Annotated in this window: 26 protein-coding genes; 11 read left to right on the forward strand and 15 right to left on the reverse strand. The window is 74.1% G+C overall.

Annotated elements, in window-relative coordinates; genetic code table 11:
* Window positions 1–131 precede the first annotated feature (131 nt).
* From ACZ7KX_RS23830 to ACZ7KX_RS23840, 3 genes are all read left to right on the forward strand, one after another.
* A complete protein-coding gene (locus ACZ7KX_RS23830; RefSeq protein ID WP_470328222.1) occupies window positions 132–962 on the forward strand; it encodes a tryptophan 2,3-dioxygenase in 831 nt (276 codons plus the stop codon).
* 23 nt (window positions 963–985) lie between these two features.
* Window positions 986–2212, forward strand: coding sequence for a kynureninase (gene kynU, locus ACZ7KX_RS23835; protein WP_470328223.1), 1227 nt, complete (start codon window positions 986–988; stop codon window positions 2210–2212).
* A gap of 194 nt (window positions 2213–2406) precedes the next feature.
* Complete coding sequence (locus tag ACZ7KX_RS23840) at window positions 2407–2904, forward strand: F0F1 ATP synthase subunit B family protein (RefSeq protein WP_470328224.1); 498 nt, start codon at window positions 2407–2409, stop codon at window positions 2902–2904.
* A gap of 5 nt (window positions 2905–2909) precedes the next feature.
* Here the strand turns inward: ACZ7KX_RS23840 and ACZ7KX_RS23845 are convergent, their stop codons facing one another.
* Window positions 2910–3854 carry a hypothetical protein gene (locus ACZ7KX_RS23845; protein WP_470328225.1) on the reverse strand — a complete coding sequence of 315 codons (945 nt, stop codon included), beginning with the start codon at window positions 3852–3854 and terminating at the stop codon, window positions 2910–2912.
* 76 nt (window positions 3855–3930) lie between these two features.
* On the opposite strand from ACZ7KX_RS23845, the gene ACZ7KX_RS23850 reads away from it, so the two are divergent.
* Entirely contained in the window at window positions 3931–4560 is a 630-nt protein-coding gene (locus ACZ7KX_RS23850) for a TetR family transcriptional regulator (RefSeq protein ID WP_470328226.1), read from the forward strand.
* A gap of 89 nt (window positions 4561–4649) precedes the next feature.
* On the opposite strand, the gene ACZ7KX_RS23855 is transcribed toward ACZ7KX_RS23850, so the two are convergent.
* On the reverse strand, window positions 4650–6134 hold the full coding sequence (locus ACZ7KX_RS23855) for a choice-of-anchor A family protein (protein ID WP_470328227.1): 1485 nt from the start codon (window positions 6132–6134) through the stop codon (window positions 4650–4652).
* Between the two features lie 274 nt (window positions 6135–6408).
* On the opposite strand from ACZ7KX_RS23855, the gene ACZ7KX_RS23860 reads away from it, so the two are divergent.
* The 3 genes from ACZ7KX_RS23860 (at window position 6409) to ACZ7KX_RS23870 (ending at window position 8665) form a co-directional block, all read left to right on the forward strand.
* Entirely contained in the window at window positions 6409–7116 is a 708-nt protein-coding gene (locus ACZ7KX_RS23860) for a 4'-phosphopantetheinyl transferase family protein (RefSeq protein ID WP_470328228.1), read from the forward strand.
* 161 nt (window positions 7117–7277) lie between these two features.
* Window positions 7278–7760: a hypothetical protein gene (locus tag ACZ7KX_RS23865; protein ID WP_470328229.1), complete on the forward strand. Its 483-nt coding sequence runs from the start codon at window positions 7278–7280 to the stop codon at window positions 7758–7760.
* A gap of 62 nt (window positions 7761–7822) precedes the next feature.
* Complete coding sequence (locus ACZ7KX_RS23870; protein WP_470328230.1) at window positions 7823–8665, forward strand: helix-turn-helix domain-containing protein; 843 nt, start codon at window positions 7823–7825, stop codon at window positions 8663–8665.
* 72 nt (window positions 8666–8737) lie between these two features.
* On the opposite strand, the gene ACZ7KX_RS23875 is transcribed toward ACZ7KX_RS23870, so the two are convergent.
* Both ACZ7KX_RS23875 and ACZ7KX_RS23880 read right to left on the reverse strand, forming a co-directional pair.
* A complete protein-coding gene (locus tag ACZ7KX_RS23875) occupies window positions 8738–9196 on the reverse strand; it encodes a hypothetical protein (RefSeq protein ID WP_470328231.1) in 459 nt (152 codons plus the stop codon).
* A gap of 204 nt (window positions 9197–9400) precedes the next feature.
* Entirely contained in the window at window positions 9401–10393 is a 993-nt protein-coding gene (locus tag ACZ7KX_RS23880) for an Lrp/AsnC family transcriptional regulator (protein WP_470328232.1), read from the reverse strand.
* 114 nt (window positions 10394–10507) lie between these two features.
* On the opposite strand from ACZ7KX_RS23880, the gene ACZ7KX_RS23885 reads away from it, so the two are divergent.
* The gene (locus tag ACZ7KX_RS23885) at window positions 10508–11314 is read left to right on the forward strand and encodes an inositol monophosphatase family protein (RefSeq protein WP_470328233.1); all 807 of its coding nucleotides are present in this window, start codon (window positions 10508–10510) and stop codon (window positions 11312–11314) included.
* Window positions 11315–11409: 95 nt separating this feature from the next.
* Here the strand turns inward: ACZ7KX_RS23885 and ACZ7KX_RS23890 are convergent, their stop codons facing one another.
* From ACZ7KX_RS23890 to ACZ7KX_RS23915, 6 genes are all read right to left on the reverse strand, one after another.
* Entirely contained in the window at window positions 11410–12294 is an 885-nt protein-coding gene (locus ACZ7KX_RS23890) for an amidohydrolase family protein (protein ID WP_470328234.1), read from the reverse strand.
* Window positions 12291–13925: an acyl-CoA dehydrogenase family protein gene (locus tag ACZ7KX_RS23895; RefSeq protein WP_470328235.1), complete on the reverse strand. Its 1635-nt coding sequence runs from the start codon at window positions 13923–13925 to the stop codon at window positions 12291–12293. The genes ACZ7KX_RS23890 and ACZ7KX_RS23895 overlap by 4 nt, the downstream gene beginning before the upstream one ends.
* A complete protein-coding gene (locus ACZ7KX_RS23900) occupies window positions 13909–14550 on the reverse strand; it encodes a TetR/AcrR family transcriptional regulator (protein ID WP_470328236.1) in 642 nt (213 codons plus the stop codon). Before ACZ7KX_RS23900 ends, ACZ7KX_RS23895 begins: the two co-directional genes overlap by 17 nt.
* A 230-nt stretch (window positions 14551–14780) precedes the next feature.
* The gene (locus ACZ7KX_RS23905) at window positions 14781–16274 is read right to left on the reverse strand and encodes a S28 family serine protease (protein ID WP_470328237.1); all 1494 of its coding nucleotides are present in this window, start codon (window positions 16272–16274) and stop codon (window positions 14781–14783) included.
* A 360-nt stretch (window positions 16275–16634) separates the two neighbouring features.
* Window positions 16635–17462, reverse strand: coding sequence for a S1 family peptidase (locus tag ACZ7KX_RS23910; RefSeq protein WP_470328238.1), 828 nt, complete (start codon window positions 17460–17462; stop codon window positions 16635–16637).
* Window positions 17463–17614: 152 nt separating this feature from the next.
* Complete coding sequence (locus ACZ7KX_RS23915) at window positions 17615–18244, reverse strand: TetR family transcriptional regulator (protein WP_402802205.1); 630 nt, start codon at window positions 18242–18244, stop codon at window positions 17615–17617.
* 145 nt (window positions 18245–18389) lie between these two features.
* Between ACZ7KX_RS23915 and ACZ7KX_RS23920 the strand changes: the two genes are divergently transcribed.
* The 3 genes from ACZ7KX_RS23920 to ACZ7KX_RS23930 all read left to right on the forward strand — a co-directional run bounded on the left by ACZ7KX_RS23920 (window position 18390) and on the right by ACZ7KX_RS23930 (window position 19941).
* The gene (locus ACZ7KX_RS23920; RefSeq protein WP_189918519.1) at window positions 18390–18545 is read left to right on the forward strand and encodes a hypothetical protein; all 156 of its coding nucleotides are present in this window, start codon (window positions 18390–18392) and stop codon (window positions 18543–18545) included.
* Window positions 18546–18604: 59 nt separating this feature from the next.
* The gene (locus ACZ7KX_RS23925) at window positions 18605–18883 is read left to right on the forward strand and encodes a DUF4190 domain-containing protein (RefSeq protein ID WP_350523205.1); all 279 of its coding nucleotides are present in this window, start codon (window positions 18605–18607) and stop codon (window positions 18881–18883) included.
* A 170-nt stretch (window positions 18884–19053) separates the two neighbouring features.
* A complete protein-coding gene (locus ACZ7KX_RS23930; RefSeq protein WP_402802203.1) occupies window positions 19054–19941 on the forward strand; it encodes a metallophosphoesterase family protein in 888 nt (295 codons plus the stop codon).
* A 58-nt stretch (window positions 19942–19999) separates the two neighbouring features.
* Here the strand turns inward: ACZ7KX_RS23930 and ACZ7KX_RS23935 are convergent, their stop codons facing one another.
* From ACZ7KX_RS23935 to ACZ7KX_RS23955, 5 genes are all read right to left on the reverse strand, one after another.
* Window positions 20000–22570: an ABC transporter permease gene (locus ACZ7KX_RS23935; RefSeq protein WP_470328396.1), complete on the reverse strand. Its 2571-nt coding sequence runs from the start codon at window positions 22568–22570 to the stop codon at window positions 20000–20002.
* Between the two features lie 166 nt (window positions 22571–22736).
* The gene (locus ACZ7KX_RS23940; protein ID WP_470328239.1) at window positions 22737–23492 is read right to left on the reverse strand and encodes an ABC transporter ATP-binding protein; all 756 of its coding nucleotides are present in this window, start codon (window positions 23490–23492) and stop codon (window positions 22737–22739) included.
* A complete protein-coding gene (locus ACZ7KX_RS23945; RefSeq protein ID WP_470328240.1) occupies window positions 23489–23776 on the reverse strand; it encodes an SHOCT domain-containing protein in 288 nt (95 codons plus the stop codon). Before ACZ7KX_RS23945 ends, ACZ7KX_RS23940 begins: the two co-directional genes overlap by 4 nt.
* Before the next feature lie 261 nt (window positions 23777–24037).
* A complete protein-coding gene (locus tag ACZ7KX_RS23950; protein WP_470328241.1) occupies window positions 24038–24715 on the reverse strand; it encodes a response regulator in 678 nt (225 codons plus the stop codon).
* Window positions 24712–26016: a sensor histidine kinase gene (locus ACZ7KX_RS23955; protein WP_470328242.1), complete on the reverse strand. Its 1305-nt coding sequence runs from the start codon at window positions 26014–26016 to the stop codon at window positions 24712–24714. Before ACZ7KX_RS23955 ends, ACZ7KX_RS23950 begins: the two co-directional genes overlap by 4 nt.
* Window positions 26017–26056: the final 40 nt, after the last annotated feature.

A 26056-nucleotide genomic window follows, 5' to 3' on the forward strand; every position in this document is an offset into this window, starting at 1 on the left:
GCAGTTGCGGTGTCCGTCGACCATTCAAGCGGGGGCCACCCCCGCCGCACAATGGGCACCCGGTGGAACCAGGCAGTCCGTCTGGTTCACCGGAGCGGGCGAGGGGCCCGGACGGATCAGGAGGCATCGGGATGGGGCACGACACGGTGGAGACACCCAACCTGTCGTTCGGTCGGGACAGGACGCCGGGTCGGAGCACCCCGTACGCCCAGTACGTCCGGCTGGACGAGCTGCACAGCCTGCAGCACCCGCGCAGCAAGGAGCCCGCCGAGCTGTCGTTCATCGTCACCACCCAGGTCATGGAGCTGCTCTTCGACCTGATCCGGCACGAGTGGACGATCGCCCGGCAGGCGCTGCGCGAGGACGACCTGCCCACCGCGCTCGCCGCGCTGCGCCGGGGCACCCACGCCCAGGACGTGCTGGTGGAGTCCTGGGACCTGCTGGGCACCATGACGCCGCAGGAGTTCAACTCCTTCCGCTCGCTGTTCGGCGAGGCCTCCGGCTTCCAGTCCGCGGCCTTCCTGCACCTGGAGTTCCTGCTCGGCAACAAGAACGCCGCCCTGCTGACGATGTACGACGGCATGCCGGACACCCAGGACGGGCTGGTCGAGGCGCTGCGTTCCCCGGGCCTGTACGACGAGGCGCTGGCGCTGCTGGCACGGCGCGGCCTGGAGCTGAGCCCGGCGCACTCCGAGCAGCGCTACCGCCCGTCCGAGGAGGTCGCGGCGGCCTGGCGCCGGGTGTACACCGAGCCGGAGTTCGCCGCGCTGCAGCCGCTCGGCGAGGCCCTGCTGGACGTCGCGGAGCGGGTCACCCGCTGGCGCCAGCGACACCTGTCCGCGGTCAAGCGGACCATGGGCGGCAAGCCCGGCTCGGGCGGCTCCAGCGGGCTGACCTGGCTGCGCAAGTCCGCCGAGCAGGACGTCTTCCCGGAGCTGTGGACGATCCGGGACGAGCTGTGAGCGAGGAGAACGAGGGAATGGGCATGACCACGCGCGAGGAGTGCGAGGCGCTGGACGCCGTCGACCCGCTGGCGGCGTTCCGCAAGGAGTTCGCGCTGCCGGACGGGGTGATCTACCTGGACGGCAACTCGCTGGGCGCGCTGCCGGTGCGCACGCCGGAGCGGGTGCGCCAGGTGGTCGAGGAGGAGTGGGGCCGGGAGCTGATCCGCAGCTGGAACGACGCCGGCTGGTTCGAGCAGCCGTACCGGCTGGGCCGGCGGATCGCGCCGATGATCGGGGCCGATCCGGCGGAGGTCGTCGTCTGCGACACCACCTCGGTGAACCTGTTCAAGGTGCTGGCGGCCGCGCTGGGCCTGCGCCCGGGCCGGCGCACGGTGCTCGGCGACGCCGAGGCCTTCCCGACCGACCTGTACATCGCCGAGGGCGTGACCGGCCTGGTCGAGGGTGCGCGCAGCGTGCTGATCCGGCCGGAGGAGCTGGACCGGCACCTGGACGGGGACGTCGCCGCGGTCGTCCTCTCGCACGTGGACTACCGCACCGGCGAGCTGTTGGACATGCCCGGGATCACCGCCCGGGTGCACGCCGCGGGCGCGCTGATGATCTGGGACGTGTGCCACGCGGTGGGCGCACTGCCGGTCGAACTCGGTGCCGCGAACGTGGACTTCGCGATCGGCTGCACCTACAAGTACCTGAACGGCGGCCCCGGCGCACCGGCCTTCCTGTACGTCGCCGAGCGCCACCTGGCGGCGGGTCCGCTGCAGCCGCTGAGCGGCTGGTTCGGGCACGCCCGCCCGTTCGCCTTCGAGCCCGGGTACGACCCCAAGCAGGGCATCGGCCGCTTCCTGACCAGCTCGCCCTCGCTGCTCGGCCAGGCCGCCCTCGGCGCCTCGCTGGACGTCTGGGAGCGGGCCGACCTCGCGGCGGTGCGGGCGAAGAGCCTGGCGCTGACCGACCTGTTCATCGAGCTGACCGAGGGCCTGGACGGCATCGAGGTGGTGACCCCGCGCGAGCACGCCCGGCGCGGCAGCCAGGTGGCCCTGCGGCACGCCGACGGCTACCCGGTGGTGCAGGCGCTGATCGAGCGCGGGGTGATCGGCGACTTCCGCGCGCCGGACCTGATGCGCTTCGGCTTCACCCCGCTCTACCTCTCGTACACCGAGGTGTGGGACGCCGCGCGGCAGCTGGCCGAGGTGCTGGAGAGCGGCGAGTGGCGGGCGGAGCGCTTCTCCCGCCGGGGCGAGGTGACGTAGGCGGGTTCGGCCGGGGTGAGGCCGGGTGAGGCCGGGCGCCGCCGTGGGGTCCGGGGCGCCGGCCCGCTGCAGCAGTGGGCCGACGCCCGGACCGGCGCGGCACCGTGACGAAGGTCATGCCCGCGCCGAGTTGGATCACCATCGACCCAGGGGAGACTGCCGATTGACGGTACGTCAGTCCACAGGGAGGTCGCGTGAACCTCGAACTCGGCCCGCTCAAGCCCGAACCGGTCCCGCTGGGGCTCGGCCTGGCACTGTTCCTCCTGGTCCTCTGGGCGCTCGGCCGGCACCTGCTCCCCCGCATCGAGCGGGTGCAGGCCGAGCGCTGGGAAGCCACCGAGGGCCGGATGGAACGCGCGGAGGCCCTGCAAGCCGAGGCCGACGCCGTCCGGGACGCCCACCTGCGGGCACTGGCGGAGGCCCGGCACGAGGCCGCCCGGATCCGGGAGGACTACGCCGAACGCGGCGCGGCGGCGATCGCCGCGGCCCGCGCCGAGGGCCTGCGCGCCCGGGACGCCCTGCTGGCCACCGGCCGCGCGCAGATCGCCGCCGACCGGGCCACCGCGGCCGACCTGCTCCGACAGGACGTCGGCGAGCTGGCCATCGCCCTGGCCGGGCGGGTGGTCGGCGAGCCGGTGCACGACGTCGCCGCCCGGCGCCGCACGGTGGCCCGCTTCTTCGAGACGAACTAGCCCTCTCAGCAGGCCAGTTCGGCCACGAGCTTCCGGTAGGTGTCGAAGGCCGGTTTGCGCGAGTAGTCGTCGCGCAGCAGGCCGAAGTGGGGGAAGAGCCCCGCACCCGCGCTGTCTGCGTCCCGCAGCGCGAAGAACGCGTAACCGGTGACGGTGAGTTCGTCGGCCAGCCCGGCGACCGTCCGGACCACCTCCTCGACCACCTCGGCCTGCCGCGCCTCGCTCCGACCGGGACCGGTGGGCCACCCGTTCTCGCAGATCCGCAGCGGCACGGCGGGACCGATGCCGGCCCTGGGCAGCCAGTCCCGCCGGAATCCGGTGACCACCGCCCGCACAGCGTCGGCGAGCCGGCCCGCCGGGACGGGGCGGAAGACGTCCGGGAAGAAGTCCACGCCGACGTAGTCCAGGGCGCGGTGGAAGCGCTCGTCGGCGAGCTCGCCGAGCTCGGACCAGAAGGTGTCCGCGGGGTCGAAGGACGGCACCGCGTTGAAGCCGACGGCCAGCCGGTCGAACCCGCAGGCCAACGCCTCCTCCTTGGCCGCGATCACGCCCGCCACCAGCGCCCGGAGGACGTTCGGGATACTGCCGTCGACGGGCGGCAGGTCGAGGTTGGGCTCCTCGCAGATCTGGAGCACCGCGACCCGGTGGCCCTCGGCCCGGACGGTGCGCCGGACGAAGTCCAGCCAGCCCGCCGACCCCCCGCTGCGGTCCCGGTACTGGAGCACCAGGTCGAGCTTCCGCCCCTCGACGGCGTACTGCTCGGGACGGTCGGGGGCGCGTCCCGGATCGGCATACGAGCGGTAGGCGCGGACCTGGAACTCGGCTGCCTCGCCCTGGAGTTCGCGCAGGGCAGCGGTGATCAGCGCCGGGTCGTCGGGGCGGACGGGAGCGAGCACGCCGGTCTCGTCTCCGAGCAGTCCGCCGGGATAGATGCCGAAGGTGAAGGTCATGCCGCCACCGTAGCGGATAATTTTGGTGTCACTGCAAGTTTGATGTGACACCATGGTCCTGGCGTAGGATCCGGCCATGGGACTCCGTGAACTCAAGAAGCAGCAGACCCGGGAACTCCTGGCCGACACCGCCATGGGCCTGTTCGCCGAGCGCGGCTTCGACCGGGTCACGGTGGTCGAGGTGGCCCGGGCCGCCGGGGTCTCCCCGAACACGGTCTTCAACTACTTCCCCACCAAGGAGGACCTGTTCTTCGACCGGCAGGACGCGGTGGTCGCGCACCTCGCCGAGGTGGTCCGGCACCGCACGCCCGACAGGTCCGCCGCGGCCGCCGTCCGGGCGGACCTGCTGGCCGCGCTCGCGGACGGGGAGCCGACGATCGGGCTGAGCCCGCGGATGGCCGCGTTCTGGCAGATCGTCGCGGACAGCCCGGCACTGCGGGCCCGGCTGCTGGAACTCGGCGAGCGGGCCGAGGCGGCACTGGCGGCCGTGCTGGCCGAGGAGACGGGAGCCGCGGAGGACGACCCGCTCCCCCGCGTGGTGGCCGGGGCCATCGCGGGGGCCCACCGCGCGGTGCTCGGCGAGATCCGGCTGGCCATCGTGGCCGGCGAACCCGCCGAGGCCGTCCGGAACAGGATCCGGGAGACGGTGGAACGCGCCTTCGACCTGCTCGCCTCGGGGCTCGCGAAGTACCCGGCGCCGCGGTAGGACCGACACCCGGGAACGCCCCGGGCCGCCCGATCGGATCGACTCGGGCGGCCCGGGACAGCGGCCGGGCGTCCTGGCGTTCAGGCCCGTCAGCTGTGGCGGCCGCGACGACGGGCGGCCATCACGGCCAGACCGCCGAGACCGAGCAGGCCGACGCCCGCCAGGCCGAGGACCACCGGGGCGTTGCCCGCGCCGGTGGAGGGCAGCTCACCGCCGTCCCCGGGGTGGTGGCCGGTCGGCTGCCCGCTCGGGTGCCAGGTCGGGTGGTGGCTGCTCGGGGCCGGCCCCGAGCTTGAGGTCGAGGCGCCGGCCGACGGCGAGTGGTGGTGGCTCCCACTGGCCGACGGCGAGTGGTGGCTCGGACTGGGGGAGGTCGGGTGCGGTGACGTCGGGTGCGGTGACGTCGGGTGCGGCGAGGTCGGGTGCGGCGAGGTGGGGGACGTCGGCGCCGGCGACGTCGGCGAGGAGGTGGGCGACGGCGAGGTCGAGGTCGGCGACGGGCTGGGCGTCACCGTGCACTCCGGCAGGTCCCCGTCGAACGGGTAGCTGTGGATCTCGTAGCCGCCGGTGCCGGTGTGGATCAGGCTGCCCGCCAGGTACACCCGGCCGTTCATGCCCGCCTGGCCGATGGTCGTGGTGCCGGCCGGGTTCCCGGCCAGGACCGATCCCTGGAACTGGGCACTGCCGAGGATCCGGGCCGAGGTCGCGGTCGGGAAGTTGTACATCAGCTTCGAGCGCATCCCGGTGGTCTGGTCGCCCGGCAGCGCGGTGCCCGTGTAGGTGTTGATGACCGGGCTGTCGCCGAGCATGTTCACCACGACGGTGGCGCCGGCCGGGATGCCGGTGAAGACCAGGCCGATCTGCCCGCCGGTCGGCGAGGCGAGGTCGCGGGTGACGTTGAAGACCTGTCTCGCGCTGGTCCCGTCGCCGGTGAAGGTCGCCGTGCTGGAGGAGATGTCGACGGTGCCGGTCGCCGTGGCCCGCCCGACGCAGTCGGAGGTCTCCTCGATCCGGGTCAGCACCGCCCGGTAGGGCGCGGCGGCGGCGTCGTCCTGGATCGACCAGCCGGTGGGGTCGATGTTGACGGTGCCGGTCACGCTGCCCGCGTGGCGCAGGTTGCCGAAGGCCTGGCCGTGCGAGTCACTGCCGCCGATCAGGATGCGGTTGCCCCGCCGGACGTCGACGTTCCCGCCGGTGGTCACGAAGTCGCTGCCGTCCGGCGGCGGGACGCGCGAGCCGACGCCGACGACGCCCATGTTGTAGACGCCGCCGCCGTCCTTCTCGACGGTCAGGTCCCCCAGCACGACGATCTTGCCCTCGGCCTCGGCGGCGCGGCCGTTCACGGTGTAGTCGCCGCCGGTGAAGACGTTGACGGTGGAGTCCCGACCGGTGAAGTCGCCGTTGTTCGGCGCCGGCCAGGTGGCCGGGCAGTCCGGTCCGGTGCAGGCGCCGAGCGGCGGGGCCAGCGGAGCGGCCGAACCGACCGTCAGCACGGCGGCCAGCGGCAGCGCGGCGACGCCGGTGGCCACCGCCACCCGGACGGCGCGGCGGCCGCTGCAGGCGGGCGTTCTCACGGCGGTCGTTCTGTGATCCGGCGAACCGGTGGCCTGACCCATCGACAATTCCTCCGCGCATAAGAAAAGGGCAGGCCGAATGACCTGCCATGTTCCGTGTTATCTGCCGTCAATCCCACATTTCCGGGGCATCCAACCCTAAATCGGACTATTCGCACCTATGGACCCTCAGAACGGGTCCGAACACTCACCCGGACGGCGCAGCAGCACTCGGGCCTCGACCACCGGGCGACGACCCCGCCGACGGATCCCGGCGTGGAGCTAGGTTGGAGGCATGACCACCGAGGCCCAGGACCAGAGCGCGCCGCTCGTCGCCGTCGCGTCCGCCGACGCCGTGCTGCGGCACCCCGAGGCGGACGAACACCTGCTGACCGCCCTCGAAAGGGAGCGCGCCGCGCGCTTCCGGCACGAGTCCGGGCGGGTCGACTTCACCGCCGGGCACCTGCTGGTCCGGCTCTGCGCCGCCCGGCTGCTCGGCGTGCCGGCGGCCGGCCTGGTGCTCGCCCAGCAGTGCCCGGACTGCGGGCTGGCCGACCACGGCAAGCCGTACCTGCCGGACCACCCCGGGGTGCACGTGAGCCTCTCGCACACCAAGGGCGTGGTCGCCGCGGGCGCCGGTCACCAGCCGATCGGCGTGGACGTCGAACTGGCCGCCCGGGGCGGCTCGCTGGGCGCGGTCGCCCGCCGGGTGCTGGCCCCGGAGGAACTCGCCCTGGTCGAGGCGGACCCGGAACCCGAGCGGGCGTTCCTGCGGCTCTGGGTGCGCAAGGAATCGCTGATCAAGATCGGGCGGGCCACCCTGGACACCCTCGGCCGGATCGACCTCTCCGCCCTGCCCCTGGCCGTACCGCCGGGGCAGGCGCTGCGCAGCCGGTACGAGGACCTGCACCTGCTCGACTGGACGGACCCGGAGCACGGCGCCGCCGTCGCGGCGGTCGGCACCGCGGCGCCGCGGATCGTGGAGCTGACGACGGCGGGCTGAGCGGCTGCCCTCGCCGGGGCGGGGGCGGGCGAGGGCCCTCCGCAACCGCCCACCCGAGCGGTGGGCCCGTGAATAAGCGGTGTTAGCGTGCCTGGTCGTGGGCGCGCCGACCGCGCGCGCCCGCTCCCCAGCTGCCCACCGGATCCAAAGGGTGCCCCGCCATGGCCAAGTTCCTGCTGAGCCTGCACGTCCTCGTCTCGGTCCTGTTCATAGGCCCGGTCGCGGTGGCCGTCAGCATGTTCCCGCGCCGGGCGAAGGCCGCGCTGGCCGACGGCCCGGACCGGGCCTCCGACGCCGGTGTGCTGCGCGTCCTGCACCGGATCACCCAGGTCTACGCGCTGCTGGGGGTCGCCGTGCCGGTGCTGGGCATCGGCCTGGCCCAGGTGATGGACGTGATCGGCCAGTCCTGGGTCATCGTCTCCATGGTGCTGACCGCGATCGCCGCGCTCTCCCTGCTGCTCTTCGTCCTGCCCGGCCAGCAGGCCGCCGTGGACGCCCTCGCCCTCGACCCGGCGGACGAGCAGCGCACCAAGGCCGTCGACGGCCTGCGCCTGCTGCCGATGACGGCCGGGGTGTTCAACCTGCTGTGGGCCGTGGTCGTGGTCCTGATGGTCATCCGGCCGGGCTCCAGCACCGGCGTCTGATCCGGCCGATCCCCCCTCGCCCCCTCCCGCGGAGCGGGCTCGTTCGAGTACCGTCCTGGGCCATGACGATCATGGCGGGCATGGGCAGCCCGACGGGCACCGGGGTCGGACCGCTGCTGCGCGGCTGGCGGGAACGACGACAGCTCAGCCAGCTGCAACTGGCCCTGCGGGCGGACTCCTCGGCGCGCCACCTCAGCTTCGTCGAGAACGGCCGCTCCCGCCCCAGCCGCGAGCTGGTGCTGCGACTCGCCGAGCAGCTGGACGTCCCGGTGCGCGAGCGCAACACCCTGCTGCTCGCGGCCGGCTACGCCCCGCACTACCCCGAGACGCCGCTGGACGACCCCTCGATGGCCGCGCTGCGCGGCGGCATGGAACGGCTGCTGGCCGCCCACGACCCGTACCCGGCGGTCGTCGTCGACGGGGGCTTCCGGGTGCTGGCGGCCAACCGCTCGCTCGGACTGCTCCTGGACGGGATCGCCCCGCACCTGCTGCAGCCGCCGCTCAACGCCGTCCGGGTCACCCTCCACCCGGAGGGGCTGGCGCCACGCATCGTCAACCTGGGGCAGTGGCGGCGACACCTGCTGGAACGGATGGAGCGCCGGCTGGAGCTGGTCCACGCCGAGCCGCTGCGGCAGCTGTACGAGGAGGTCCGCGGCTACCCCGAGCCGGACGCCGACCCGGCGGAAGGAACGGCCGACGGGCCGGCCGAGGACGGCTTCCCGTTCGCGCTGCCGATCCGGATCCGCCACGAGGGGCGGGTGCTCTCCTTCCTCTCCACCATCGCGACCTTCAACACTCCGCTGGACGTGACCGTCTCCGAGCTGGCCATGGAGACCTTCCTCCCGGCCGACGCGGAGACGGCGCGGTTCCTGCAGTCCTCGGTGGGGCCGGAGCGTCAGCCGTAACGACCGCCCGCACCGGGTCGGCTTCCCGGGGTCGCTTCCCGGGGCCCGCTCCGTGGGGTCAGCTCCCCGGGGTCAGCTCGGGGTGCCGCCCACCCCGGGGTCGGCTCCGGCTGCCGTCCGGCGCAGCGCGGTGAACTGCAGGACAGCGAACAGGCCGACCGCCGCGGCCTGCAACGGGATCCAGACGAACCCCGCGGTGGTCGGCTCCAGCCACACCTCCATCGCGACCAGGCTGAGCACCACCCAGGCGAGGTTGAGGTCGATCACCGTCCGCACTGCCGTCCGCGGCGGCCGCCGGCGGGTGGCCAGCACGCCGACCGCCACCGCGTAGCCGGTGAGGAGGAGCCCGAGGTCGACCAGGGTGGCGCGGCCCGCGCCGAGCAGGTCGCCGAGCGGGCCGGCGAAGGCCAGGTAGGCCAGGCCGTTGCCGCCGGTGACCAGGGCGTCCAGGCCGAGGATGCCGCGCACCGTCCACGGCGAGAAGGCGGATCCCGGCGGGGCGGGGGTGAGGGAGTTCGCGTGGACGGACATGGCGGATCGCCTCCTGTCAGGGGTGGGGGCCCGGGGCCGTGGCGGCCGCACCGAGCTGCCTCCACCCTGCCCGGACCGGCGCCCGGCGTCGATTACCCCGCAGGTAACGGGCCGTCCGGCCGCCTCCTTCTCCTCCCCCTCCTCCGCCGCCTCCTCCGGCCGTGCGCGCCTGCACCCCTCCGGCCGCTCTCCCCTCGTCCCCCGTCACGGCCGCCGGGGCGGCTGACGGAGCAGGACGCCCGCCCGCTTCACCGCGCGGGCGGTGATCGTCGTCTCGGCCCGGGCGACCCCCAGCGGACCGAGGGTGTCGGCGAGGAAGCGGTACAGCTCACCGTGGTCCGCGCAGAACAGCGTGGCCAGCAGGTTGCTCGGGCCGCTGGTGGCGAACACCCCGTGCACCTGCGGGTGGCCGGCCAGGGCCGTGCCGACCTCGGCGAGCCGGCCGGGCGGCACGTCCAGCCAGAGGTTGGCGTCCACGGCCATGCCGAGCAGCTGCGGGTCGACGGTGGCGTGGGTGCGCAGCAGGCCGAGCTCGTCCAGCCGGTGCAGGCGGCGGCGCACCGTCGACTCGGGCGCGCCGACGGCCGCGGCCAGGGCCGCGTGGGCCTGCCGGGCGTCCTCGCCCAGCCGCTCCAGCAGCGCGCGGTCGAGGTCGTCCAGGGGCGGGGGCGCGGCGGGGCGGGGCACGGCGGACCGGGCGAGCGCGGCAGCCTCCTCCTCGGTGAGGTGGCCGGCCCGCCACTGCCCGGCGTCGGCGAAAGCGTGCAGCACGGCGTGGGTGGTGGTCTCGGTGACCGCACTGGTCGCGGGCAACTGCCCGTACAGCAGCCGGTCGCGGGCACCGGCGTCGGTCAGCACGACCGCGCCGACCTCGTGGCCGCCGAGCATCACATCGACGAAGGGGACGTCGGAGCGGTCGGCCAGTGCCTGCGCGATGGCGTCCACCCGGCCGCTCAGCACCCGGACCCGCAGCAGCAGCGCACCCACGGCGGCGTCCTCGACGTCGGGCATCCGGACCACCCGCAGCACCCCGGCCTGCCGCATCCGGGCCAGGCGGCGGGTGACCGTCCGGGCGGAGACTCCCAGCACCTCGGCGATCCGGCCGGGCTCGGCCCGCCCGTCCACCTGCAGGGCGCAGACCAGGCGGCGGTCGAGGGCGTCCAGCACGGCGTCCGGATCAGCAGTCGAGAGGTCCATGGTGTCCGATCCCCGCCACTCCTGGCGGCCCGTGCGTCCTGTTCGGCAGCCCTGACGGTACTCCTTGTCCCGTGGGGCCGGAGCGGACCGGCCCGGGAGCAACGAGGAGTCACCGTGACGAACGAGCTGTGGACGCTGGTCCGGGGTGTGGAGGACGCGGTGCGCGAGGTCGGCGCGAAGCTGGCGGCCCGTCGGTCCACCGAGCCGATCACGGCGCGGACGGTCGAGGAGGCCGGGGCCCGCTTCGCCGAGCTGGACCGCCCGGCCGCCGCCGAACTGCGGCAGCAGCTGGGCGTGCTGCGTCCGCAGGCCGGCTGGGTTCCGGAGGAGCTGGACGGTTCGGTCCCCGCCGAGGGCGAGTGGTGGCTGTGCGACGCGACCGACGGCGCGGTGCAGTACCTGCTGGGCCACCCGCACTGGGCGGTCACCGCCACGCTGGTCCGGGACGGTGCCGCGGTGCTCGCCGTGGTGCACGCGCCGCAGCTTGACGGCGGGCGGACCTACCGGGCGGTCCTGGGCGGCGGCGCCGAGCTGGACGGGCGCCCGATCGCCCCGCTGGAGCGCGAGTTGGCGATCACCGTCGCCGCCACCAGCCAGCCGCCGCAGGTGGCCGGGGACCCGGTGGCGCTGCGCCGGGCGGGCGAGTCGCTGTCCGCGATGGCGGGCGCGGTGCTCGCGGTGCGCAACCTCGGCCCGACCGCGCTGCAGGTGGCCCAGGTCGGCTCCGGACACCTGGCGCTGTTCTGGGAGTACGGGCAGGACGCCGGCAACCTGCTGGCCGGCGCGCTGATCGCGAGCGAGGCGGGCGCGGCGGTGACGGACACCGCCGGAGCGGACTGGACGGCCGGCTCCGACGGCATCCTGGTCGCCGCGCCCGGACTGCACGCGCGGGCCCTGGAGGTCCTGCGCGCGGTGCGGTGATCGGCCTCCGCTCGGGCGGCCGTGCCCGGTGCGGGCGGTCGTGCCCCGCGTCGGTGGCCGACCGCCCGTACGGCGGCCGGCCTCCGGCGCGGAGGTCAGCCTCCGGTCCCGATGCCGAAGAGTCCTGCCGCGTTGTCGTGGCACACCGCCCGCAGCCACTCCTCCCCCAGGCCCAGCCCGCCCAGCGCCTCCAGCTGGTGGACGTACCGGTACGGGATGTTGGGGAAGTCGCTGCCGAGCAGGACCCGGTCCTGCAGGCCGCGCAGTCGCGGCAGTTCCTCGCGCGGGAACGGGTCGTCGGCCTCGGCGAAGTCGGTGAACGCCATGGTGGTGTCCAGCCGGACGGACAGGTGGCGCTCGGCGAGGTCGAGGAAGTCCCGGTACTCGGACATGCCGAGGTGGGCGACCACCAGGACCAGCCCCGGGTGCCGGTCCAGCACCGCACCGATCGGGCCGGGGCCGGTGAACTTGCCCGCCACCGGCCCGGATCCGCAGTGGGTGACCACCGGGGTGCCGGTCTCGGCGAGCAGGCCCCAGACCTCGTCCAGCCGCCGGTCCGTCGGGTCGTAGCCGCCGACCTGCAGGTGCGCCTTGAACACCCGGGCGCCGTCCTCGATCGCCCGGGCCACGTAGCCGGCCGCTCCGGGCTCGGGGAAGAAGGTCGCGGTGTGCAGGCAGTCCGGGGTGCGCGCGGCGAAGTCGACGGCCCAGGCGTTCAGCCAGGCGGCCATGCCCGGCTTGTGCGGGTAGAGCATGGACGTGAACGCCCGCACCCCGAACTCCCGCAGCCGGCGCACGCGTTCGGCCTCGGCGTCGCGGTAGGTGATCGGCCAGGGCCGGCCGATCAGCGGGCCGGCCGCGTCGAAGTACGCCCACACCTTGTCGAGGACGTTCTTCGGCATGAAGTGGGTGTGCACGTCGACCAGTCCGGGCAGGCCCAGGGCCTGCCAGAACGCGCGGACCTCCGCGGCCTCGCTCACGCCGGCACCGGACGGGCCCGGTCGATGATCGCCCCGGTGTCGACGCCGGCCGGCAGGGTGCCGAAGGCCGTGCCGTGGTCGCCGCCCAGCCGGCTGGCGCAGAACGCGTCGGCCACCGCCGGGTGGCCGTACCGGACCAGCAGCGAGCCCTGGAAGGCCAGCGCCATCGACTCCACCAGCCGGCGGGTGCGGTACTCCAGGTCGGTCAGGTCGGTGAGCTCCTTGCGCAGCGCGGCGACGGCCGCGTCCAGCCGGCGGTCCGCGCCGGCCGCGGCGTCGATCTCGCCGAGGAAGGCCTCCACGCTCTCCGGGCGCTTGGCCATCGCGCGCAACGCGTCCAGCGCGGCGACGTTGCCGGAGCCCTCCCAGATCGACACCAGCGGCGCCTCGCGGTAGAGCCGGGGCATCCCGGACTCCTCCACGTAGCCGTTGCCGCCCAGGCACTCCAGCGCCTCGGCGGAGTGCGCCGGACCGCGCTTGCACACCCAGTACTTGGCCACCGCCAGGCCCAACCGCCGTACCAGCGCCTCGGTTTCGTCCCCGGCCAGGGCGAGGTCGGTGGACTGCGCGAGCCGCATCGCGACGGTGGTGGCGGCCTCGGACTCCACCACCAGGTCGGCCAGCACGTTGCGCATCAGCGGCTGGTCGACCAGCGCCTTCCCGAACGCCCGCCGGTGCAGGGCGTGGTGGACGGCGCGGGTGGCGCCGTAGCGCATGCCGGAGGCGGCGCCGATGGTGCAGTCCAGGCGGGTCATGTTGACCATCTCGATGATGGTCGGCACCCCGCGGCCCTCCTCACCGACCAGCAGGCCGACCGCGCCGTCGTACTCCAGCTCGGCGGAGGCGTTGGACTTGTTGCCGAGCTTGTCCTTGAGCCGCATCAGGTGCAGGCGGTTGCGGCTGCCGTCCGGGAGGACGCGCGGCAGCGCGAAGCAGCTGAGCCCGCCCGGGGCCTGGGCGAGCGTCAGGAACAGGTCGGACATCGGCGCCGAGGTGAACCACTTGTGGCCGGTGATCCGGTAGGTGCCGTCCGGCTGCGGGGCCGCGGTGGTGGTGTTGGTGCGGACGTCCGAGCCGCCCTGCTTCTCGGTCATCGACATGCCGGCAATCAGCCCGCGCTTGGTGCCCGGCTCGCGCAGCCCGAAGTCGTACTCCTTCGCGGCCAGCAGCGCCTCCCACTCCCCCGCCAGGGAGGGGTTCGCGCGCAGCGCCGGGACGGCGGCGTAGGTCATCGAGACCGGGCAGGTGTGGCCGGCCTCGACCTGGCCCCAGACGAAGAACTTGGCGGCGCGGGCGGTGTGGGCGCCGGGGCGCTCGTCCCGCCAGGGTGCGGCGTGCAGACCGTACGAGACGGCGGTGCGCATCAGCTCGTGCCAGTACGGGTGGAACTCCACCTCGTCGATCCGGTGACCGAAGCGGTCGTGGGTACGCAGCACCGGCGGGTTCTCGTTGGCCAGCCGGCCCCACTCGGCGGCCTGCTCGGAGCCGGCCAGCCGGCCCAGCTCGCGCAGCTCCGGCTCGGCCCAGCCGGCACCGGACCGCTGCAGGGCGGCCAGCAGGGCGGGGTCGGCGGCGGTGTCGTGTCCGTACGGCAGGGGCACCTGGTTGGTGACCTCATGCGTCGCTGTCATCGCGTCCTCCCAGGGCACGCAGGGTGAAGGAGACCAGGGCGGGGACCACCCCGGCGGTGGCCCTCCGGGGGTCGGTGACCCCGTGGCTCTCGGGCATGGCCGAGAGCGGGCCGGCCAGCGCCTCGCCGACCGCGCCGACCAGGGCCGCGGCGGTCAGCACCGGGTCCTGCTCGGGCAGTTCGCCGCTCGCCACGGCCGCGGCGATCTCGGTGGCGATCACGTCGCGGAACGCCCGCCGGAACACCAGGCGCTCCCCGTCCACCACCGCGTCGGCCGGCTCGACCAGCAGCGCGTACGCCAGCCGGGGGGCGCGCAGGGCGCGGGCGGCGAAGGTCTCGACCACGGCGGCGATCCGCCGCTGCGGAGTGTCCCACAGGGCGACGGCCGCGTTGACCGCGTCGATCTCGCGGGTGACCACCCGGCGGAACAACTGCACCGACAGCTCGGCCTTGTTGGCGAAGTGCTGGTAGAGGCTCCCGGTGGCGATGCCGGCCCGGTCCGCGACGGCGGCCATCGTGCACCCGCCGTAACCGCGCTCCGCGAGCAGCCCGACCGCCGACTGCAGCACCGCCTCCCGCTGGGCGTCCAGGCGGGCTTGTACGGCGGGCGTGCGACGGTAGGCCATGGAAGCATTGAAGCACTGATTCACCGCTTCGGGGAGGGCTTCCGCGGAGGGGTTCTGCCGGAGCCCCGGGGGACGACTTCGGGGCCGGCTTCGGAGGACGGGGTTCTGCGGGAGCCTCGGGGGGCGGCGTCCCGGCGGACGGCTTCGGAGGACGGCTCCCGGCGACAGAGGGAGGCCGCCCCGGGCAGCGGGGCGGCCTCCTGTCTCGGGTGGCCCGGTTCGCTCAGGCGTTACAGGGGGTGGCGCTCCTGCTCCAGGCGCTGCCCCTCGACGTCCAGCGGACCGAAGGCCGGGATCGACCGCGGCGACTTGGCGAGCGAGCGGGCGGCGTCCGCATCGCCCAGGCCGGCCCACTCCAGCACCTTCGCGGTGGCCTCCGCGGACTGCGCGGCGGGCAGCTTGCCGATGTTGGAGCCGTGGTTGCCGCCGGGCACGGTGTAGACGTAGCTGTCCTCACTGCCCCGGCCGAGACGGAACGGCTTGGCGCCCCACGGGTCGTTGCCCCCGTAGACGTACATGATCCGCTCGCCGTCGCGCTTCACCCAGCGGTCGATGTCGGGCATCGCGTACGGGTTGAAGACGGTCGGGATCTCCTTCGGCACGTAGGAGCGGGCCGAGTAGAGCTCCTTGTAGTCGTAGTGCAGCACGTCCTTGAGGTACGAGACGTCGAAGAACGGCGCACCCAGTTCGGTGGCGGCCTGGTAGTAGTACGCGGTGTACTTCGCCAGCGACTGGTCACTGTTGCCGGTGATGCCCGACTGGGCGTCGAACCAGGCGTACAGCTCGTCGTCGGTCGCGGTGGCGGCCACCGGGACCTTGGCGCAGTCCGCCTCCAGGCTGTACTGCCAGAACGCCCAGACCACGTCGAGCACGCCCGCCTCGTACGCGCGGTCCGGGGTGCCGAGGGTGTTGAAGGTGGAGCCGGCCGCCTTGTTGTCGGCGACGTAGCGGGCCTCCAGCCGGTCGCGGCGCACCAGCAGCTCGCGCTGGGCGGCGTTCAGCCGGTCCCGGCACTCCTGGGTGCCGACGGTGCGGAAGAACTCGGTGTAGGCCGCGTAGTCGTTGACGTCGGTGTTGTTCGGCGCGACGTAGGCGACCGTACCGGCCACGTCGTCCGGGTAGAAGCGGCGGTAGAAGGTGGAGGACATGCCGCCCTTGCTGGCGCCGGTGGAGAGCCACTCCTGCTGGTAGATCCGCTTGAGCGCGGTCACCAGCCGGTGCGAGTCGGCGGCCTGCTGGCGGATGCCGGCCTTGGTCCAGTCCGCCGGCTCGGGGCGCGAGGGGGTGAAGTACCGGTACTCGATGGAGACCTGGTTGCCGTCCACCAGCCGGGTCGGCTCGGTGCGGGACGGGTTGGTGCCCAGCGTGTAGCCGTTGGTGTAGAAGACGGTCGGGCGGTCGTAGCCCCGGTGCAGCAGGCTGAAGCGCTGCTGGAAGGTGCCCAGCCAGGGCCGGAGGTGGTCGATCGGCTGGGTGTAGGTGGCGATGAAGTAGCGGTGGTCGGCGTCGGTCGGCTTCTCCTCGGTGATGGTCACCCCGGGGATGGCCGCCAGGCGGGCCTTGATGTCGGCGTTCGGGTCGTCGGCGGGGCTCCGGCCGTGGGCCGCCCCAGCCTCCGGGGCGGCCTGGGCGTCGGCGGCCAGCGCCGGGGACGCCAGGCCGCCGAACGCGAGCAGCGGTATCAGCAGGGTGGAAACCAACAGCCTTCGCAGCGTGGTGGTCATCAACTCTCCATCTGGTCAACGGACATGACTGCCGCCTCGTGGGCACAACTCTGCGGTGCGGGTGGTGCGGCGGCCGCCCGGTGGACGGCCGAATGGGTCATCCACCGTCGGCGGATGACCCATCGGAGTAAAGGTGCTGGTCACTGGGGTTGGGCCGCCCCGCCGGGAGGGCGACTCGGGTTCCGGGGCTTCCGGGGTTCCGGGGTTCGGCCCCGGCCCCGGGGGTGCGGCCTGCGAGCTCCGAGTCCCGGATTCCGGGGTTCCGGGGTTCCGGCCGGTCGGGTGCTCCGGCCGGAACGGGTGCGGTCCCACGGTGTGTGCCTACGGTGCGGTCCCACGGTGCGTGCCGACGGTGCTCGCCTACGGGCGGGGCAGGGTGCAGCCCGGGAGGGTGAGGTCGAGCCGGTTCCCGGCGGCGAAGCAGGCCGGGATCCCGTACGTCTCCTGGGCGTACCCGATGCCCTGGTGCACCGTCACGGCGCCGCTCTGGTCGACCTCGCAGGGGTTGTCCAGGGTGCAGCTCTCGCCGCTCTCGTTGATCGTGTTGTTCACCGCGACCACCTGGCCGGACGAGGCGTCGACCACCGGCGAACCGGAGGTGCCACCGATCACGTTGCAGCCCGAGGTGTAGCGGACCGAGTCCTTGAAGGTCCAGTCGGCTTCCTTCAGCCGGTAGGCGAAGCCGTCGACCGAGCAGGAGTAGATCTTCTTCCAGTAGCCGGAGACGACCCGGATCGAGGTGCCCTTGACGGGGTGGGTGGCGGCGATGGTCAGCGGGGCGATCCCGTACCGGGACTGGATCGAGGAGTAGCTGGTGTTCAACTGGTAGATCGACACATCGGTGTCGGTCATCGCGCCGTAGACCACCTTGGTCGCCCGCAGGGTGGCGAGGCGGCCGCCGGTGGCGCTGAGCAGGGTGAAGGTCCGGCTGGAGGACTGGTTGAGGACGACCTCGCCGGGGCCGGGCATCCCGCTCTCCAGGCAGTGGCCGTTGGAGAGCACGAGCGCGGGGTCGCTCGCGGCCGAGCCCGGCATCCGCACCAGCGAACCGGAGCAGTTGCTGAGCGCGACCGTTCCGGCGAAGTTGACGGTGGCCGAGGGGGCGGCCTGGACCTGGGGGGCTCCGGCGAGGGTGGCGGCTCCGGCGGCCAGGAGCGTGGCGAGCATGCCTATGAGCGGCTTCTTCATGAGAGACCTCTCGGTGTGGGGGTCCACCAAAGCTGTCGCGGACATGACGCCCTGTCAAGAGTCAAAGCAAGACCAAGAAACCGTCTCGACGGCTATGGCCGGTTACCACCCCCGCGGGGGCCGGGGCACCCGCTCGCCCGACGCCGCGCGCGTCAACTCCCCTGCCAGTGCCGCCGCCCCAGACTGATCAGGCGCAGCTGGAGGCGCGCGGTGGCGGCGATCCGCTGCTCCCGGGACGGGTCCGCCTCCTGCGCCTCCAGGAAGGCCGAGGCCGTGGACACCATGTGGTCGACGTACAGCTCGGCGAGCATCCGAAGGTCCCGCTCGCTCCACCCCTGCGACACCGGCTGCAGCGCCAGGGCCGCCCCCACCTCCGCGGCGAAGCGGTCGAGTTCGGCGTCGATCGCCTCGCGCACCTGCCGCACCCCGCCGTGCCGTTCGCGCGCCAGGAAGCGGACGTGCGTCCGGTGCTCGCGGACGTGCCGCTCGATCACGTCCACCGCGCGGTCGATCAGCTCCTCGGCGCCGCCGGCCTCGGCGAGCACCGCACGGATCATGACGTGCACGCTGGCGAGCGACTCCTCGACCAGCGCGACCCCGAGGGCCGCGAGGTCCGGGAAGTGCCGGTAGAACGCGGCCGGGGAGAGTCCGGCCTCCCGGGTGACCTCGCGGACGCCCAGGCTCGCCAGGTTCTGATCGGCCAGCAGGTGCAAACCCGCGTCCAGCAACGCCCGCCGACTCTGCTGCTTCTGGGCCTGCCTGGCCCCTACGGTGTGACTCACGCCATTCAGTAAACAGTCGTTTGCCGAACTTGGCCAGCCGGGGGTAGAGTGATGCCGAAGTCAGTGAACACTTGTCAACCGAAACCCGGCACAGCCGCCGCCGTAGTCAGCGCCGCACTCAGTGCCGCAGCCGAAGGAGTCAGTCGTGATCCTGTTCTCCGCCCTGGTCGCCATGGCCGTCCTGATCGGCACCGCCGCCCACACCTCGCTCCCGGTCTTCCTCGCCGCCTCCGCCGCCATCACCGCCTGGCTGCTCGCCTTCGGCGCCCGCGAGGGCATCGCCCGGCTGCGCCACCGCTGACCCGGACGCGCCCGGACCGCACCCCGTCCACTCCCGTACCAGAGAGGACCCGCACAGCCATGAGCACCGTCACCACTTCGCAGAACACCGGCCGCCGGGAGACCGCCGAGGCCGACAACCTGGCCGTCGCCTCCTTCCTCCTCGGCCTCCCGGGCCTGCTGCTCTTCAACATCGTCCTGGGCCCGATCGCCATCACCCTCGCCACCCTGGCCCTGGTCCGCGGCACCAGCCGCCGCGGCCGCGCCGTCCTCGGCCTGGTGCTCGGCACCGCCTCGCTGGTGATCCTCGCCGTCACCACCGCCACCTCCCACGGCGTGCTCATGGACCTCGGCTCCTGAGCCACCCTCCGACGGCCGAGCGGCCGCCCGGATCCCGATCGCCACCGAACCCCGAACGGGCCTCAACTCCGCTGCCGGGCAGTCGAACAACTGATCCCTTCAACCCGCCCCGTTCCCCGGACCCGCCGCGTAGGGTGGCCACATCGGCCGGACGACCTCAGGGGGCAGGAGTGACCACGGAGAACCGCAGCGACGCACAGCCCGCGCGGCCCGCCCCGACGGGCGGACGACTGCTCGCGGTGAGTGATCTGCACATCTCCTACCAGGAGAACCGCGACCTGGTGGAGAAGCTCCAGCCCACCCACCCCGACGACTGGCTGCTCGTCGCCGGCGACGTCGCCGAGCTCACCACCAGCATCGAGTGGGCCCTGCGCCTGCTCGCCGAGCGCTTCGCCCGGGTGGTGTGGGTGCCCGGCAACCACGAGCTGTGGACCCACCCCGAGGACCCGGTCCAGCTGCGCGGCGTGGCCCGCTACGAGCACCTGGTGGAGCTCTGCCGCGGCCTCGGCGTGGTGACCCCCGAGGACCCCTACCCGCTCTGGGAGGGCGCGGGCGGACCGGTCCGCATCGCCCCGCTCTTCCTCCTGTACGACTACTCCTTCCGTGCGCCGGGCACGACCACCAAGGAGGAGTCCCTGGCGGCCGCGTACGAGAGCGGCATCGTCTGCGCGGACGAGCGGATGCTCCACCCCGACCCGTTCCCGGACCGCGACTCCTGGTGCCGCGAGCGCGTCCGGCTGACCGAGGAACGGCTGGCGGCCTGCGACCCGGACGTCCCGCTCGTGTTCGTCAACCACTACCCGCTGGTCCGCCACCCCACCGAGATCCTCTGGTACCCCGAGTTCGCCCAGTGGTGCGGCACCGAGCTGACCGCCGACTGGCACCGCCGCTTCAACACCGCGGCGATGATCTACGGCCACCTGCACATCCCCCGCAAGACCAGCTACGACGGTGTGCCCTTCGAGGAGGTCTCGCTGGGGTACCCGCGCGAGTGGCACAAGCGCGGCCTGCCGGACCCGCTGCTGCGCGAGGTGTTCCCGCCGGCGGCCGCGGGCTGACCCCGGCCCGACGCCCCGGCGAGGCGGCGGTCCGCCGCCTCGCCGTCTCCGCTCCCTCCTACTCCGTCGCTATCGCCCGCAGGACGTCCAGTCGTGCCGCCCGGCCCGCCGGGCGCAGGCCCGCCACCGCGCCCGCCAGCAGCCCGGCCACCAGGACCACGGCCAGCTGCCCGGGCGGTATCGCGAAGGACCCCGTCCCGGCCCCGTCCGAGGCCCGCACCAGGGCCCAGCCGAGGAACGCGCCGAGCCCCAGCCCGCCGACCGTCCCGAAGGCCGCCACCAGCACCGACTCCCAGCGCACCATGCCGCGCAGCTGAGCCCTGGTCTGGCCGACCGCCCGCAGCAGCCCCAGCTCCCTGGTCCGCTCGTGCACCGCCAGCGTCAGCGTGTTGGCGATGCCCAGCAGCGCGATCAGCACCGCCAGCGCCAACAGCGCGTAGACCACCGAGAGCATCGTGTCCACGCCGGAGGCCGCGCTCTTGGCGTACTCGGCCCGGTCCTGCACCTGCGGGCTGCCGAAGGGCACCAGCGCCTTCTCCACCGCCGCCTTTCCGGCGACCGGCGGGACGCCCTCGCGCAGCCCGACCGCGACCATCGTGTCGGCGTCCTGCCCCCGGTGCGGGGCCCAGGCCTGCCTGGTCATCAGGTAGTCCCCGGCCAGCCCGCCGCTCCCGTAGAGCGCACGGATGGTGAACCGGTCGCTCGCACCGTCGGTGAAGCCCACGGTGACGGTCTGTCCGAGCTGCCAGCCGTGCTGCTGCGCCTCGCTGCGGGAGACCGCCAGCCCGTCGGTGCCGAGTGCGTCCAGCGAGCCGTCGACCCGGCCGAGGTCGACGATGCCGGACAGCCGGGCCGGGTCGGTCACGTCCAGCGTCCGCCCGTGCCCGTCGATCCGGGCGACGCCCCTCCCGAGCCCGACCGTCTGCCGCACCTCGGGCAGCCCGGCCAGGGCGTCCGCCACCTTGGGGCTGATCCCGCTGCCGCCGGCCCCGAACGAGGCGGTGGTGACGGCGAGATCACCCGCGAAGGACGTGCTCACCGTGTCGTCCAGGGTGGCCTTGATCGACGCCCCGAAGACGGTGAACAGCGTGACCACGGCGACCCCGATCATCAGGGCGCTCGCCGTGGCCGCCGTCCGGCGCGGGTTGCGGGCCGCGTTGCGCCTGGCCAGCACCCCGGAGACCCCGCGCAGCCTGGGCAGCGGCGCGCCCAGTGCCCGGACGGCGAAGGCCGCGGCGACCGGCCCGAGCACCACCGTGCCCAGCAGCACCGCCACCGCCCCGGCCCCCGTCAGCAGGACGGACGGACCGTCCGTCGCACCGAGGACCGTCACCGGGACGCCCCCGGCCAGCAGCAGGCCCCCGAGCACCGCCCGGACGACGCCCGAACGCCCCTGCGCCGCCCGGTCGACGCCGGTGTCCCGCAGTGCCGCCAGCGGAGCCGTCCGCCCGGCCCGGACGGCCGGCAGCAACGCCGAACCGACCGCGACCAGCGTTCCGACCAGCAGCGGCAGGAGCACGGCGGCCGCGCTGATCACCATGCCGCCGGTCGGCAGGGCGAAGCCGAGCGCCGAGAACAGCGCCTTGAGCCCGGTCGCCACCCCGATCCCGCCCAGCAGCCCGCCGAGCGAGGCCAGCAGGCCCACCGCCAGTGCCTCCGCCAGCGTCGCCCCGAGCACCTGGGCCCGCACCGCGCCGAGCGCCCGCAGCAGCGCGTTCTCCCGGCTGCGCTGGGCGACCACGATGGCGAAGGTGTTGTGGATGGTGAACGTCGCCACCAGCAGCGCGATCCCGGCGAAGACCAGCAGCAGCGTGGTGAACATGGTCAGGAACCGCCCGGACAGCAGCTGGGTGGACTCCTGGGTGGCCGCCGCACCGGTGACCGCCTGGACGCCGGCGGGCAGGCGCGGGGCGATCCGGTCGACCAGCTCCCGCTGCGAGACCCCGCCCGCCGCCCGGACCTGGATCGAGGCGGCCTGCCCCGCGCCCTTGGGCGTGAGGTAGCGCTCGGCGTCCGCGAAGGTCATCGCGGTGAAGGTGCTCGGCCCCATGCCGTCCGCGCTCGCCCCGAAGGTGGCGATGCCGACGACGGTGACCGGCACCGGATCGGGCGTGCGCAGCACCGTGGTCGAGCCGAGGTGCAGCCCGCCCGTCCGCGCCGCGCCGCGGTTCACCACCACCTCGCCCGGGGCGGCCGGTGCCCGGCCCTCGGCCAGCCGGTACGGGTTGAGCCGACCGTCGGCGAGCCAGTTGCCCGCCAGCGTGGGCGGGCCCTGACCGCCGATCGGTTTGCCGTCGCTGCCGACGAGTTGGCCCGCCCCCTGGACGGACGGCTCGGCGGCCGCCACACCCGGGACCGAGCGCAGAGCGTCGGCGAGCGCCGCCTCCACCGGCGCCCGCACCCCGCCGGCCGTGCCCGGGGAGTCCAGGACGTCGGCGCTGCGGACCACGACGTCGGTGCCCGCGTTGGCGTCCGCGAAGAGGGTGTCGAAGTTGGCCCGCAGGGTGTCGCCCAGCACCATGGTGCCGGTCAGGAAGCTCACCCCGAGCAGGATGGACAGCAGGGTGCCGGCCAGCCGCCGCCGGTGGGCGCGCAGCGAGCGCAGGCTGAGGCGGAGTGTGACGGGCATCATGCGCGCGCCTCGCTTCGCCCGGCAGGGGCGGTCGCCGGTGCGCGCCGTTGGGCGACCCGCCCTCCCGCGGCCGCCGTCCGGGAGCACGCCCCCGCAGTTCGGGCGTACGTCTCCGCCGTCCGGGAGCACGCCCCCGCAGTTCGGGCGGACCTCTGTCGCTCGCTCATGACCGCCCCCGTTCGAAGGCCTTCATCCGGTCCAGCACCCGCCCGGCGCTGGGCCGCTCCATCCGGTCGACCAGCCGGCCGTCGGCGAGGAACAGCGCCTCGTCGGCCCAGCCGGCGGCGGTCGGGTCGTGGGTGACCATGACCACGGCCTGTCCCATCTCGTCCACCGCCCGGCGCAGCAGGCCGAGCACCTCGCCGCCGGTGCGGGAGTCGAGGTTGCCGGTCGGCTCGTCGGCGAAGACCACCTGCGGCCGCCCGGCCAGTGCCCGGGCCACCGCGACCCGCTGCTGCTGGCCGCCGGAGAGCTCGCTCGGGCGGTGCTGCAGCCGGTCACCGAGGCCGACGACGTCGATCAGCGTCTCCAGCCAGGCCCCGTCGGGAGTGGCCCCGGCCAGGTCGAGGGGGAGGGTGATGTTCTCCCGGACGGTGAGCGTGGGCACCAGGTTGAAGGCCTGGAACACGAAGCCGATCCGCTCCCGGCGCAGCAGCGTGAGCCGCCGGTCGCTCAGCGAGCCGAGTTCGGTGTCCCCGATCCAGGCGGTGCCGGCGGTGAGCGTGTCCAGCCCGGCCGCGCAGTGCATCAGGGTGGACTTGCCGGAGCCGGAGGGGCCCATGATCGCGGTGAAGCGCCCGGCCGGGAACTCCACCGTGACGTGGTCCAGCGCCCGGACCTCGGTGCCGCCGACGCCGTGGATCTTCACGGCGTCGGCGACCCGTGCGGCGGTGCCGCGCACGACGTCGAGGGTGGTCACCTGGCACCGCCTCCCCGGGTGTCCTCCCGGGCCGACTCGCTGAGCACGGCCCGCTTGGCGCGGTACTCCTCGGCGTCGATGTCGCCCTCGGCGTAGCGGCGGCCGAGGACGGCCAGCGGGTGCTCGGCGGCGGATCCGGCGCCGTACCCGAAGCCGCAGCCACGCCGGCGCCAGACCGTGCGGCGCAGCACCACGATCACGAGGAACACCACGGCGATCCAGACCACGGGGACCAGCAGGATCCACGGCCCGGGCCCGTGCCAATCGGCCAGCTGCGTGTACATGGGGTTCATCTCCTCGGCCGGGGGCCTCCAGGACCTCGGGCGGTTCCCGAGGTGCCTTGAGCGTCCCGCCGAGGGGTCTCATCGCGCGTCCTACCGGCAGCGGCAGTCGGGATACTCCCGGGAGAGTACGGACGGCCGGTGACACCCCGGGCCGGGAGTAGCCGCGCCGAATCGACCCGCTCGTCCGGGGGAGGGCTCTCCCCCGGGCACAGCCCTCGCCGGCAGAGCCCTCCCCGGCGACGCCCTCCCGCGCGAGGGCCGTCAGCCCAGCCAGCCCGGGCGCACCAGCCCCGACTCGTACGCCAACACCACCAGTTGCGCCCGGTCGCGCGCCCCGAGCTTCACCATCGCCCGGCTCACGTGCGTCTTCGCCGTCAACGGGCTGACCACCAGTCGCCGGGCGATCTCCTCGTTGGACAGCCCCATCCCGACCAGCGCCAGCACCTCGCGTTCCCGCTCGGTCAGCGCCGCGATGTCCGTGAGGCCCTTGGGCGCGGCCTCCGGCGCCTTGGAGCGGGCGGCGAACTCGCCGATCAGCCGCCTGGTCACCCCCGGCGAGAGCAGTGCGTCCCCCGCGACCGCCACCCGGATCGCGCGCAGCAGGTCGGCCGGCTCGGTGTCCTTGACGAGGAAGCCCGCCGCCCCGGACCGCAGCGCCTCGAAGACGTACTCGTCCAGCTCGAAGGTGGTCAGCACGACCACCCGTACGGAGGACAGCGCCGGGTCCTCGGCGATCCTCCTGGTCGCCTCCAGCCCGTCCATCCGGGGCATCCGGATGTCCATCAGCACGACGTCCGGCACGAGTTCGCGGGCGAGCTGCACCGCCGCCTCCCCGTCGTCCGCCTCGCCGACCACCGTGAGGTCGTCCTGCAGGTCGAGCAGGGCCCGGAAGCCCGCCCTGACCAGCAGTTGGTCATCCGCCAGCAGTACCCGAATCACTCACTCCCCGCCTTCGGTGTCGGCAGCTCCGCCCGTACCCGGAAGCCGCCGCCGGGCAGCGGCCCCGCCGTGATGGTGCCACCGAACGAGGCCGCGCGTTCCCGCATCCCGACCAGTCCGCTGCCGGCCCCTCCGGCGTCGGCGACCACCGCCGGGCCCGGGTCCTCGACCCGGACCACCAGCACGGCGGGATCCCTCCAGTCCAGCACCACGACCGCCTGCCGGGCCGCCGAGTGCCGGATGACGTTGGTGAGCGCCTCCTGGACGATCCGGAAGGCGGTGAGGTCGACGGTCGCGGACAGCGCGCGCCGCTCGCCGTGCTCGTGCACCTCGGCCTCCAGGCCCACCCGGTCGGCCTGCGCGGTGAGTTCGTCCAGCCGGTCCAGCCCCGGGGCCGGACCGCGCGGCGCCGCCCCGGGCCCGCGCAGCGTCGCCAGCACCTGACGGACCTCGCCCAGCGCCTCCTTGCTGGTCGACTTGATGGTGACCAGCGCCGTGCGGGCCTCCTCCGGCCGCCGGTCGAGCAGCGCCAGCGCGACCCCCGCCTGGATGTTGATCAGCGACAGGCTGTGCGCGAGGATGTCGTGCAGCTCCCGGGCCATCTTGAGCCGTTCCTCGTTCGCCCGGCGTTCCTCCAGCTGCTGCCGGTAGGCCCGGTGGGCGGCGATCCGCTCGCGCCGGAAGCGGACGATCTCGGCGATCGCCATCACCAGCAGCAGCCAGGCCAGCAGGCCCAGTTCCTCCTGCCAGGCCACGCCGTGCCCGGGTGCGCGCTGCCAGCTCTCCGGCAGCACGAAGGTCACCAGCACGTGCACCAGGTACACCCCGGCCAGGCCCGCCCAGGCCGCCCGGCGGTGCCCGGCGCCGATCGCCACGCTGCAGGCGATCAGCCAGCTCAGGAAGACCGGCCCGTACGGGTAGCCGGCGGCCAGGTAGGCCGCGGTGGCCACCGAGGTGCCGGCCACCACCGCGACCGGTCGGCGTCGGCGCAGCACCAGCAGGGCCGGCCCGAGCAGCAGCAGCACGTAGCCGAACGCGTCGAGGGGGGCGCGCCCGGGCTGGTTGTGCGCGGCGAAGGTCGAACCGACCACCTGCACCGCCGCGACGCCGACCGCCAGCCCCACCGGAAGGCGCGCCCGCACCCACGGCGGCCGCCACGGCTCGGGCGGCGCGGGCGGCTCCGACGGCGAGCGCGGCTCCGACGGCTCCGACGGCTCCGGCCGCTCCGACGGCTCCGGCCGCTCCGGCCGCTCCGACGGCTCTCGCGGCACCGACGGATCCGGTTCCGGTGACGGGGACATGCGCGGCATCATGCCCGAAACGCTAGACCCGGCTTCCGCT

This window comes from Kitasatospora sp. NPDC038210 (assembly GCF_055600605.1).